Genomic DNA, 12349 nt, shown 5'->3' on the forward strand with positions numbered 1-12349 from the left:
TATCTATACTAAAGAAGTAGATGGCATTCAAGTTCATCAATATGGTGCCCATATTTTTCACACTTCAAATAAAAAAATTTGGAATTATGTTCAGCAATTTGCTGAATTTAATCGCTATACAAATTCGCCAATTGCTAATTATCAGGGCGAAATTTATAATCTGCCATTTAACATGAATACCTTTAATAAGCTTTGGGGTGTGGTTACTCCGCAAGAAGCGTTGGCTAAGATCAATCAGCAGCGAGCAGTTTTAAAGGGTAAAAGGCCTGAAAACTTGGAAGAACAGGCAATTTCTTTAGTTGGAACTGATATTTATCAGAAATTGATTAAGGGCTACACTGAAAAGCAGTGGGGACGCCCAGCAACCGAATTGCCGGCTTTTATCATTCGGCGATTACCAGTTCGACTGACTTATGATAATAATTATTTCAATGATTTGTATCAAGGAATTCCGATTGGTGGGTATACACAGATTGTGGAAAAAATGCTAGCCAGTGATTTGATTACTGTTGAAACCCAGACAGATTTTTTTGACCAGCAGGCAGAATACTTAAAGAACTATGATCGCATCGTCTTTACTGGAATGATTGATCAATACTTTGCTTATCGTTACGGCGAATTGGAATATCGCAGCTTGCAATTTGAAACTGAAGAGCTTGATCAGGGAAACTATCAAGGCAATGCGGTTGTCAATTATACCGATGCCGCAACACCGTATACGCGAATTATTGAGCATAAGCACTTTGAATTCGGTAAGGGTGATAAGGAAAAAACTGTGATTACGCGTGAATATCCGAAGACTTGGCAGCGTGGCGATGAACCATATTATCCAGTAAATAATGCAAAAAACAACGCTTTGTATAAGAAATATAAGGAGTTAGCAGATCAAGAAGCTAAGAAAGTGATCTTTGGTGGCCGCTTAGGACAGTACCGCTATTACAACATGGACCAAGTGATTGGGGCTGCATTGGTAACAGTTGCTAAAGAGTTTGAGTAGAAGAAGCTATTTATAATTGAGGGTGAGGGACTTAATGGAAGTGAAGTCAAAAAGCGTAACGAGTCTTCTTAATTTTCAAAATCGTTCAAACTTAGCTGAATCTTTGTATATATTTGCGTTAGTTATTTATGTTTGTGCAAATTATATGTTTGGAACGTTTTTAACTAGATATTTTCCGGGAATGTGGTTAGTTTATCTAACTGAATTTTCTGGAATCATGATGGTTTTAAAGATTACTTTCTTTGATCATTGGTCAAGAAAAGATTTTTTTATTATATTTTTAATTGGCTTTATTTTTTGGCTTTCATATAAAAATTCATATGAGCCTAATTGTTTTTATTATTACTTATTTATTATCGGTGCCAAAAATGTTAATTTCAAAAAAATTTTGCAAGCTTTTTTAATTTCAATTGCGGTGATGGTTGGTATTACAATTGCTTGCGCGCTAGTAGGAGCAGTTCCTAATTTGCGGATAACTCGAGTTAATGATCCGGTAGTCAGATTTGCCTTAGGAATGATCTACCCATCTGATTTTGCAGCTCGAGCATTCTATTGGTTAATTGCGTTTACTTTGTATCGTAAATTTAAATTTAGTTTGACGGATTACATTTCAACTATGGCATTAACGTTATTTATATATTTTGTTACTGATACCAGAATAGATTTAATTTTAATGCTGTTATTAATCGTTAGTGTTTGGGCAAGGCCATATTTATATCCAATAATTAATGGAATTGGTGAATTTTGGTTGATGGTAGTAGTGACATTATTTATTGGGTTAAATATGCTAATGGCTTATGCTTATAGCGCAACAAATTCATTTCTTAATTTAGTGAATAAAGTTTTATCAGGAAGATTGATTTTTGGTCATTTAGCTTTCAAAAAATATAATGTGACTTATATTGGGCAGTTTGTTTACCAAGAAGGTAACGGTGGTATCCACCATAAGGCTTTTAATTATTTTTATATTGATTCTTCTTTTATTAGAATTCTTCTGATGGAGGGTATTTTTGTTTTCTTAGCCCTAATGTTTTTATTGTGGTTTTTATTTAAACGCTATTATCAATTGAACTTGATGTTATTTGTTATTGCGTTAATTTTAATTGTTTTAAGTTCAGTTATTGATCAACATTTAAATGAAATGTCATTTAATGTGGTATTGCTAAGCGCTTTAGCAAATTTGGACTATTGGCAAAAAGAGATTAATTTTTCAAAGAGGGTATAAAAAAACTCCGGACAATAATTGTTCGGAGCATTTTCATTTACCATAGGGGGAGTAAATGAAATTATTTAATATCAGATTACTTTTGTATCATAACGTACATTTGCGAATTTTTTGTGAACTTTTTTTTAAGATTTGTTAAAGATGAAAATAAAGTATAGTTGGAAAGAGTAATGGAATTAAAAGAAATATTCTTGCAAGAAATTTTAGCGTTGATCCAATATAGTGTCTCAATGGTAATTTATCATAAATTTAATTTGCAGGTAGTAGTAATTTCGGTGGTCAAGGGGACAATTTTCCAGCAACTGTTTGTGGTGGAAATATTTAAAAAAAAGAATTGGCAAAAATTGATACTTGAGGGGGTACTTGATAAACCTCCAGAGTTTTTAGACTGATGAATTAATGATTTGCTAGTTTTTTAAAAAGGATGGGAGAAATGGATAATTTATCAGCTATGAATTCAAAACATTATATTAGTTGGCCGGTCTTGGCATTAATGTGTTTTGTAACGGTGATTGGGTTTGATGATTTAATTTATAATTTTAAAAATCAAGGAATGGGGGTTATTACTTCCTGGATTTTAATGCTCTTTTTGTATGTAATTCCGTATTCATTGATGGTCGGTCAACTAGGTTCAATCTTCAATCATGAAGGTGGGGGCTTAAGCTCATGGATCAGAGGAACTAATGGCGAATTCTTGGGTTATTTCACTGCGTGGACCTATTGGGCAGCATCGATTCCATATGTTGTTGACACTGCTAATTCAATTGTTGTTGGCATTGGTTGGGCAGTGACGGGCAACAGCAAGTTTCAAGATTCAATTTCAAACAGCGAGTTTGCGCTTTGGACATTATTAACGTTTGCAGTTTTCATTTTAGTTCAATCGCGATTTAAACGTTCTTTAGAGTTGCTAAGTACAATTGGCGGGATTGCGATGTTTGGGATGACGGTTTTATTTGTTATCATGTCGCTTTCTTCACTAGCGATGGGTGGCCATATTGCGACTCAACCGATGAATTTAGGAGCGATCGTGCCGAAATTTGATTTGAAATATCTCACGACAGTGGGTTTGTTAATTTATGCGGTAAATGGTTGCGAACTAATTGCTCCATTTGTTACTAAAATGAAAAAACCGCAAACTGATTTTCCAAAATCAATGATTACTTTAGCAGCTATGACAGCCTTTTTAACGATTTTTGGCTCATTTTCACTAGGGATCTTTTTTGATGCTCATCACTTGCCAAATGATTTAAAAATGAATGGTTCTTATTATGCTTTTCAGGCTTTGGGGCAACAATATCATGTTGGCAATTTATTTATGTATCTTTTTGCTTGGACCGAAGTCTTCTATCTAGTAGCTTTGCTAGCAGTTTTATTGGATGCGATGACGCGGATGCTGATCTCTGATACAGGTGAGCGTTATATGCCGCATTTTTTGCGAAAGACTAATGCTGATGGCCTGCCAGTTAATGGTTATTTATTAACTTGTGTTTTATCGGGGTTTATTTTGTTATTAGGAATCTTCTTACCGGATATGAATGACATTTTCAACTGGTTGTTAAACTTGAACGGGATTATTTCACCAGGTGTTACGTGTTGGATCTTTTATGCTTTTATGCGTGTTCGTCGAAATTCAATCAAGTATCCTTCAAGCTATGTCTTCATTAAAAATGATAAGTTAGCTTGGCTTGTTGGTTTTTGGGCGTTTGCAGTTACTGCAATCGCCACTATCTTTGGGATAGCCCCGCAGGATGTTAAAGAATTCAGTTCGGTTTGGTGGTATGAATTAATAATTAATATTGTAGCAATCACCATTTTGATTGGTTTAGGAGCGATTTTGCCCTCAATTACCAGACGAGAGGACCAGTACGGACAAGCCTTTTCTAAAGCTCAATGGATTGTAATGATCAGTGTGGTTGTAGTTGCAATTGTTTTAGGGGTTTTCTTAGGTGGTACTTCACTGACTTATCGGGGTTGGTTGATTGCAATTGAGGCATTGATTGCTTTAATGATAATTTGGTTGATTTCGCGGCGGCATCCACAGAAAAATAAAATCCGGTAGAATAAAACTTTAAAAGGCTACTTATAGATTAAAATTATCCAGTAATAGGGGATCAATATCAGGAATAAAGCCTAATATATATGGTACACAACATAGACTGAATATAAGCAAAGAAATGGTTATCGCTTTTTCAAATGTCTACACAATAATTATTGTAATTGAAGCTTTAGTTAAATTTACGCTTAAGAAAAATAAATAATGTATAATACACAAAAGTGCGAAATTTATTACAACTTTTAGGATGATATTTGAAAATAGTGTTTGCTCTAAAAATTAAAAATCTATTTTTTTGAGGATTGCTAATTGCAGTTAGATAATTTTTATCTTCATTATTTATTAGCTCTTTATATTGTAAAAAAAATTCTCGTTGTTGATTTACAGTTGAGTTAATGAAAGCAATTCTTTCTTTTAATCTCTTGAAACTGGTTAGTTTCTTGATCATTGCTTTTTTTTCCCCAGCACCAACAGTATTATTTGAGTGTAAGCGATATTTCACTAACTTTTCAGGTAAAAAGATAACTTTTCCAAATGCAGCAGTGATTAACGTAAGCCACCAATCGTGCATACGGATTGAATGTGTTGATGTAGTTCTCATAAAAAGGTGGTGGACTTTTTTATTAAAAGCCATGGTACATCCGGGCATATCATTACAAATGCCACGGTCTATAAAGCTTTTTCCATCCATAGAGCCAACTGATTCTTCAAAAGGATGATTAACAGGATTGAGGTTTTGATCAACGCATTTTATGCCACAATAAACTATGCAAGGTTCTTTAATACATTTCAAAACGTCAATCATTTTTTTGATTTTTGTTTTTTCCCAATAGTCATCTTGGTCGCAAAAAAAATAATAATCAGCATTTGTTTCTTGAAGCAATTCAAAAAAGGAATTTTTAGGTCCTAAATTAACATTATTATCAATAGTATTAACTAAATGGATTCTTTTATCAATAAGTTCATAATTTTTTAAAATCTCTAATGTGTTGTCAGTTGAATCATCATCTCTTATATATAATTCCCAATTTGAATACGTTTGATTTCTAATGGACTCAATTTGTTGCTTGAGAAATTTACTGCCATTATATGTTGACATTAAAACAGCAACTACTTTCAATTGTGCTTCCTCCTATGATTTTATACGATGAATTAAATTATAGATAATTTAGCTTTTAAAAACAATCATCCATAAAAAATAGCATAATGTTTTACACTATGCTCTTAAAAGCTAATGATTGTTTAATCAACATCAGGTTTTTTTGATAAGGTTATTACACCAACAGCATTTAGACCGGTGTGAGTCATAATGATGGGACTAGTTAACCGGGCTAAGTAATGGACTTGCTCGCTATTTGTTGGCAAAATAATTTGCTTTAATCGGGAAAGAAATTCGGGATCAGTACCAACATTTGATAAGGAAAGATCTTGAATCGGATTGTCTTGAGCTTGATGGCGGGTGGCAATTTGCTCACAAAATTTAAGAAAGGTTTTCCGACTTCGACCTTTTGCAACGACATCCAGACTTTGATTATTAAGTTGAACAACAACTTTTAAATTAATTAACTTAGTTAGCGCTCCGGCGAAACGACTGATTCGACCGCCCTTAACTAAACAGTCTAAATTATCGATTAAAACATTGATTCGAGTTCGATGATAAATAGCTTGACAATGCTTAACTATTTCAGCTACCGTTTTTCCAGCTTGAACATCTTTAGCAGCTGCAATTACCTGAAATGCCAAACCACGGTCAGTTGATTTACTATTAATAACTGTAACCTTAGCTTCACTCATGTTAGCAGCGGTTTGAGCAGTTGAGTAAGTACCGCTTAAAACATCAGATAACACAATTGCAATTATTTGACTACCATCAGCTCCTAAGCGATCATAAGCTTCGACAAATCTTCCGAGCGGCGGTTGACTAGTTTTGGGATAATTCCCTGCTTGTAAATTTTCAATTAATTCCTGACGAGTGATCTCCTCACCATCAACGTAAGTGTGACCATTAATTTCTACCGATAATGGGATGACCGTAATATTATATTTTTGAATTTCTTCGTCAGTTAATTGAACTGACGAATCAGTCAAAATTTTGATGGATGTTGTCATTAGAATTGCTCCTTAAAAAAGATATACGATATATTCACTTAAGTTAATTATACTATTAATGGTTTTTAAGTCAACTAAACATAAACTTAAAGTCTAGGTGGAAACTATTACCTAAGTTAATTATAACAAGAAAACTTTTAAATTACGAATGTTCTTATTTTAATGCAAGAAAAAAGCTGAAGCAAAACAATTTTGCTCCAGCTACTTGACCATAAAAAATTGGGGGGTTTTTATGGTCATCCGTAACATAAATACTACGGTTAAAAAGGGAAAGAAATGAAAAGTTTTATCAGGTTACAACTATTACTATAAAAGGAAAGTGTGAATAAAGTATGAATTAAAAGTTGGCTTTTTTTTAAAAATTCCCAAAGAAAAAGTTAATCTCGTTAAAATCAATTTTTTGAAGATTGTTAGCTGAAATTTTATAATTTAAATAGGAAAGAGGATGCTATAAATGGACCAAAAATGGTTAGCGCAATTACCAGTTGAAAAAATTGTGTCTTGGCAACCAGTGGGTGGTGGGGATGTCAATCAAGCTTTTCATTTGCAAACTATTCAACAAGATTTCTTTTTATTAGTTCAACCGCACACAGATGCTAATTTCTACCAAGGAGAAATTGCTGGCTTAAAAGATTTTCAACGTGCTGGAATTAAGGCACCACAGGTAATTGCCAATGGTGAAATTAATGGCGATGCATACTTGCTATTAAATTATTTGTTGTTGGCTCGTTCAGGAGATCAGCGGCTTTTAGGGAAGGAAGTAGCTAGATTACACCAAGTAGTTAGTCCTAACGGTAAATTCGGCTATCAATTTCCGTATGCTGGAACTAGTATTTCATTTTCAAACACTTGGACTGATAGTTGGAGTGATCTCTTCTTGAAGCAACGACTAGATCGATTAGCTCAGCATTTGCAGAGAAAGGGTTTTTGGCAGCCACCGCAAATTCAACTTTATCGGCAAGCTAGACAAGTGATAGCAGCTGAACTAGCTTTTCATCCAAGTCAGCCAGTACTGTTGCATGGTGACTTTTGGGCGGGGAATTTTGCTTTTTTGACTGATGGTCAACCAGCTCTGATGGATCCAGCTGCTTTATATGGGGATCGAGAATTTGATATCGGAATTACAACGGTTTTTGGTGGTTTTACACCAGCTTTTTACCAAGCTTATCAGCATGAATTGCCTTTGACTAAAGGATATCAGCGACGGTTAAACTCTTATCGACTATATTATTTAATGGTCCATTTGGATAAATTTGGCATGAGCTATGCAGCCAGCGTCAAGAACTTACTTTTAACGATTATTAAAGATTGTTAAAAATTGGCTACTAAAAAGCGTTCTTAAATTAAAGGATTTAACTTTGATTTAAGAGCGCTTTTAGTTTTTTTAGAGATCTTCAACAACCACATAAGTCATATCAAGGGGACCATGTACACCAACAACTAACACCATTTCAATATCACCAGAGTTAGAAGGTCCAGTGATCAAATTGATATTAGAGGTTTTTAGTTCGCCACTTGAAAATTTTTCAGCATAAGCAACCATTGCTTGGCGGCTGCGCGGGACGATTTTACTTTTTGGAATGATACTTAAATAATGAGTTGGCAAAAAATGAAAAGCCCGACCTTGTCCCGGAGTAGTAGCAACGGCAATCGTGCCAGATTCAGCTAATAGGAAATCAGCAAAACCAATAGCGCCATCAGCATTTTGAGCACGTTGGATATTTTCTTTGCGCGGAGCTTGCGGAATCCAGTAATTAGTTGTTACACCGGTGCTTTTTTGCCAATCAGCTAATTTGAATTTTCCCCATACGTCAGTAGTTGGTAAGATCAATTGACGGATATTTTTGTGTTGAACGTACTTATTTAATAAATCGGCTAAGCAAACAGTAGTGGTTGTTTCAAAGTTAACATGCACACCTTCACTACTTTTTTTAGCAATTTGTAAAAGCTGATCTTGTGTCTTGCCAGAAAGGGTTGCCTCAGGTAGGTTATTTAGAGGTTTAAAAGGATGATCCGCTAGTTGATGCCTTGGTCGTCCAGCTTTAGTAGCAATACTATTTAAGAAGTCCTCGCGATTTTGTTTATCCATCAATTTCACCACCTTTTTGAGCTGCTTTTCTAGCTGCTTCATGTTGCTTATACCAGCTGCGGAAATTTTCAGAGTGCTTGGCCGGCCGCGGTAGCGAACGAACATCCGTCCAACCCTTAGCTAAACTTGGTGCCTTTTCAATGTGGCCAAACTGATACATGTTTTCAACTGAAGTTTGGCTCCTTCTGGAAAGTGGAGCAGAACCAAGATAGGCACCACCTAAAGCAATTTTAAAGAGGATCGGTTTAGCAGTTCCAACACCAGCAACTTTCATCAAGGTATTATTGAAACTGTGATCAACTTTCATCTTGTCGATCATTACTTCCCGATGCTTGATCAATAATTTATGTAGCGGAATTTTGACTGGGCAAGTGGCAGTGCAGGCAGCATTGAGGCTGCAAGCAAAAGGCAAATCACCAAATTTATCATAACCACCAATTACCGGAGACAAAACTGCTCCAATTGGTCCAGGATAGATTGAACCATAGCCATGTCCGCCAATATGGCGATAAACTGGACAAACATTTAAGCAAGAACCGCAACGAATGCATTGCAAAACTGGTTCAAAATCAGTTCCCAAGGCATTAGAACGTCCATTATCCAAAATAACAACGTAAAAGTCATTTGGACCATCACTTTCACCAGCAACTTGTGGTCCGGCGAAGGTACAATAACTGGTTAATTTTTGACCGACAGCACTGCGAGACAGCATATTGTCCATAACTTCAGCTTCTTTAAGGCTTGGAACGATTCGCTCCATCCCCATAACGACAACTTGAGTTTCAGGGATCGCCATCGTTAAATCAGCATTTCCTTCGTTAGTTACCAAATTGATCATTCCTTGATCAGCAATTGCAAAGTTACAGCCGGTAATGCCCAAATCAGCCTTTAAAAAGGATTCTCTTAAATAATGCCGAGCAAACTTGGCCATCTCACCGGGCTCGTTGCTGCCTTTGTAACCCAGCTTTTGAAAGATTTTTTGAATTTGATCGCGATTTTTATGCAAAGTCGGGAAAACGATATGTGTTGGCTCATCCCAGTTATCTTCTTCCAGGATAAATTCAGCTAGATCGGTTTCTAAAACAGATGTATCAGGAATTTTTAAAAGTTCTTTGTCTAAATTGATTTCGGTGGTAACCATTGATTTTGATTTAACGATCTTATGTGCATGTTTTTTTTCAACGATTTTTTTAATATAATCGGTAGCTTCTTGATCAGTTTTAGCAAAGAAAACATGGCCACCGCGCTTTTCAACATTATTACTGAATTCTTCTAGATAATCTGGCAGATATTTGATGACATGTTGACGAATTTGTTCGCCTAAATTACGCCAATCTTCCCAATTACCGAGTTCTTGACGAGCAGCTGGCCGTTTCTCCCACTGGGCATCTTGAGCTTTGGCAACAGAAGCTTGCATGAATTTGTCTTTCTCAGCTTCTTTGACTCGAGTTAAGAATGGTTCACTGTTAGTTGAAATTGATGCCATATGACTTACCTCCCCTTAAACATTTGCTGGTTGATCAGTAAAACGAATCCGACTGGGATCAACATTATGATTTAAGACCTCAGCAATATGCATAATTTTTATTTTTTCATTTCGGCGACTGAAGCGACCAGCAATATTCATTAAACATGATGGATCAGCGCTGATTAAGACGGTTGCTTGGGTACTCATAATATCATTGACTTTTTCATCGACCATTTGTTTTGAAATCTCAGGTTGTTTAACAGAAAAAGTACCACCAAATCCGCAACAATTTTCAACATGAGGTAGAGGTACCATTTTCAAATCTTTGACTTCGGCCAACAGCTTATAAGGAGCGGTTTTTTCCCCTAATAAGCGAGTCATATGACATGATCGATGATAAGTTGCAACGGCAGCTAACTGAGCTCCGGCATTTCTGACACCCAAGATCCGGTATAAAAACTGTGAAAATTCATAAGTTTTATTTGCTAATTCAACCGCTTTATCTGCATAATCAGGGTCATCTTTTAATAGTTCTTGATAGCCACGCAACATTGCAACACAAGATCCAGCTGGTCCAACAATATAATCAGCATCGGCTCCTAAAAGAGCATCAACCTCGTTATGAAAGACCTTTTGACTATCTTTGCGGTAACCACTATTGTAAGTTGGTTGGCCGCAACAGATTTGCTGAGTTGGAAAACAAGTTTCGCAACCAAATCGCTCTAACACCTCGACCATTGCTTTGCCGACGTTTGGAAACATTAAATCAACAACACAAGTCGAAAAAATTGCTACTTTCACTAAAAACACCTCCATTTAATGTAGAATCAATTAATAATCAGCTAGATTGCAAAAACTCTAAAGTTGATTTTTAAAAAAATAATTCAAGGTTATTATAGCGCATTTTATTTCAAATTAGAACGCTCAAAATCTATTGCCAAAAAGTTAAGCGGCGATTGCTTTGAAAATCAAGATTATTATAATGCCAAAAATTTCTTCATAATCTAAAGCAAGTTTTTCGGACAAAAAAATAGAGTCGGAAAATATTATTTTCCGACTCTTAAATTAAGTTAAGCTAATTTATTAATAAAATCAGCGAAGGTTTGCATTGCTCCGCCAAGGAATTTAAGCGTTCCTTCATTGGTGATTTTCAAATCATCATCTAACAGGTTAGTAACATTGCCAATATATAACTCAGGTTGCTGAATAGTTGGCATATTTAAGAAAACAAGTGATTGACGTAAATGATGGTTAGCACCAAAGCCACTAATTGCACCAGGCGAAACACTTAAGATAATGGCTGGTTTTTTATCCCAGATACTTTGACCATATGGGCGTGAACCAACATCAATAGCATTTTTCAAAGTACCTGGAACAGAGCGGTTATATTCTGGGGTAGCAAAAATAACAGCATCAACGGTTTTCATTGCACTCCGAAAATCAGTCCAACTCGCTGGAACCCGATTTTCATCATCGAGATCAGGGTTGTACAGATCTAATTTGCTAATATCAATATTTTTAACTTCAAAGCCTGCTGGCAATTGTGCAGCCATCTGTTCGGCAACTGCTCTAGTGAATGATCCCTTGCGTAGACTTCCAACGATTAATCCAACTGTTTTTGTCATTTAATGCACTCCTTACTTTTTGTAAGCTTTAAGCTTTATTTATAGTATACCACTTGTTACAAAAAAAACAACATTTATGTCAAAAAAAACTTCACAGCAGCTTGGGGGAACTGACTGTGAAGAAAAAGGGAGTAGAGAAAGATATGAATTTTAGTCTTGGCGTTTATTTATGTTTCAAGACTATGTTTTTAATATACTGGTAAAAATTGAAGAAATTATGAATAATCATTAATGCTTAAATGATCTTTTTAAAAAAATAATCTTAAGCTAAATTGGTTGACAGCATAGTATTTGATTGCGTATATTTGATTTATTGACTTACTATAAATAAGTAAAGAGGCTGAACTATGAAAAATATCGATCCGCAAAAAATAGTTTTTGGTTTGGATTCTTTTGGAGATATTCCTTTTGATCAACAGGAGAAACCAGTTTCTCAAGCTAAAGCAATTCGTCAAGTAATCAAAGAAGGCATTCTGGCTGATCAGTTGAATTTAGGAGTGATTGCGTTGGGTGAACATCATCGTCGTGATTACGCAATTTCCAGTCCAGATGTGGTTTTGGCGGCCTTGGCAACTCGGACTAAGCAAATAACATTAGCTTCTGGAGTAACAGTTCTTAGCTCAGACGATCCGGTTCGAGTCTTTGAAAGGTTTGCAACTTTAGATGCAATTTCTAATGGTCGGGCAGAGGTCGTTTTGGGCCGTGGGTCATTTACCGAATCATTTCCGTTATACGGTTATAATCTGCGCGATTATGATTTGCTGTTTGAAGAAAAATTAAATC

12 protein-coding genes are annotated in these 12349 nt (G+C 35.5%); 6 read left to right on the forward strand and 6 right to left on the reverse strand.

What is annotated here, in order from left to right:
• From glf to ON15_RS02035, 4 genes are all read left to right on the forward strand, one after another.
• Positions 1–997 (forward strand): UDP-galactopyranose mutase (glf, locus tag ON15_RS02020; protein WP_010579805.1); only part of this gene is annotated, 997 nt, incomplete at its 5' end.
• Positions 998–1031: 34 nt separating this feature from the next.
• Positions 1032–2222 (forward strand): hypothetical protein, encoded by a 1191-nt coding sequence (locus ON15_RS02025; RefSeq protein ID WP_010579806.1) that lies wholly within the window; start codon positions 1032–1034, stop codon positions 2220–2222.
• A 170-nt stretch (positions 2223–2392) separates the two neighbouring features.
• Positions 2393–2614 carry a hypothetical protein gene (locus tag ON15_RS02030; RefSeq protein WP_010579807.1) on the forward strand — a complete coding sequence of 74 codons (222 nt, stop codon included), beginning with the start codon at positions 2393–2395 and terminating at the stop codon, positions 2612–2614.
• Between the two features lie 41 nt (positions 2615–2655).
• Complete coding sequence (locus ON15_RS02035) at positions 2656–4281, forward strand: APC family permease (RefSeq protein WP_010579808.1); 1626 nt, start codon at positions 2656–2658, stop codon at positions 4279–4281.
• Positions 4282–4447: 166 nt separating this feature from the next.
• On the opposite strand, the gene ON15_RS02040 is transcribed toward ON15_RS02035, so the two are convergent.
• Positions 4448–5395 (reverse strand): glycosyltransferase family 2 protein, encoded by a 948-nt coding sequence (locus ON15_RS02040; RefSeq protein ID WP_010579809.1) that lies wholly within the window; start codon positions 5393–5395, stop codon positions 4448–4450.
• A gap of 122 nt (positions 5396–5517) precedes the next feature.
• Entirely contained in the window at positions 5518–6384 is an 867-nt protein-coding gene (locus tag ON15_RS02045) for a DegV family protein (protein WP_010579810.1), read from the reverse strand.
• A 454-nt stretch (positions 6385–6838) separates the two neighbouring features.
• Here ON15_RS02045 and ON15_RS02050 point away from each other — a divergent pair, with 454 nt between their 5' ends.
• Positions 6839–7699: a fructosamine kinase family protein gene (locus tag ON15_RS02050; protein WP_010579811.1), complete on the forward strand. Its 861-nt coding sequence runs from the start codon at positions 6839–6841 to the stop codon at positions 7697–7699.
• Between the two features lie 69 nt (positions 7700–7768).
• Here ON15_RS02050 and ON15_RS02055 read toward each other — a convergent pair whose 3' ends face one another.
• From ON15_RS02055 to ON15_RS02070, 4 genes are all read right to left on the reverse strand, one after another.
• Positions 7769–8476 (reverse strand): LutC/YkgG family protein, encoded by a 708-nt coding sequence (locus ON15_RS02055; RefSeq protein WP_026049433.1) that lies wholly within the window; start codon positions 8474–8476, stop codon positions 7769–7771.
• Complete coding sequence (locus ON15_RS02060) at positions 8466–9959, reverse strand: LutB/LldF family L-lactate oxidation iron-sulfur protein (RefSeq protein WP_010579813.1); 1494 nt, start codon at positions 9957–9959, stop codon at positions 8466–8468. Before ON15_RS02060 ends, ON15_RS02055 begins: the two co-directional genes overlap by 11 nt.
• Before the next feature lie 15 nt (positions 9960–9974).
• Complete coding sequence (locus tag ON15_RS02065; RefSeq protein WP_010579814.1) at positions 9975–10742, reverse strand: (Fe-S)-binding protein; 768 nt, start codon at positions 10740–10742, stop codon at positions 9975–9977.
• Positions 10743–11011: 269 nt separating this feature from the next.
• Positions 11012–11566, reverse strand: coding sequence for an NADPH-dependent FMN reductase (locus ON15_RS02070; RefSeq protein ID WP_010579815.1), 555 nt, complete (start codon positions 11564–11566; stop codon positions 11012–11014).
• Positions 11567–11913: 347 nt separating this feature from the next.
• Here ON15_RS02070 and ON15_RS02075 point away from each other — a divergent pair.
• A partial coding sequence (locus ON15_RS02075) for an LLM class flavin-dependent oxidoreductase (protein ID WP_010579816.1) occupies positions 11914–12349 on the forward strand: 436 nt, incomplete at its 3' end.

Source organism: Liquorilactobacillus vini DSM 20605 (genome assembly GCF_000255495.1).
Lineage (GTDB): Bacteria > Bacillota > Bacilli > Lactobacillales > Lactobacillaceae > Liquorilactobacillus > Liquorilactobacillus vini.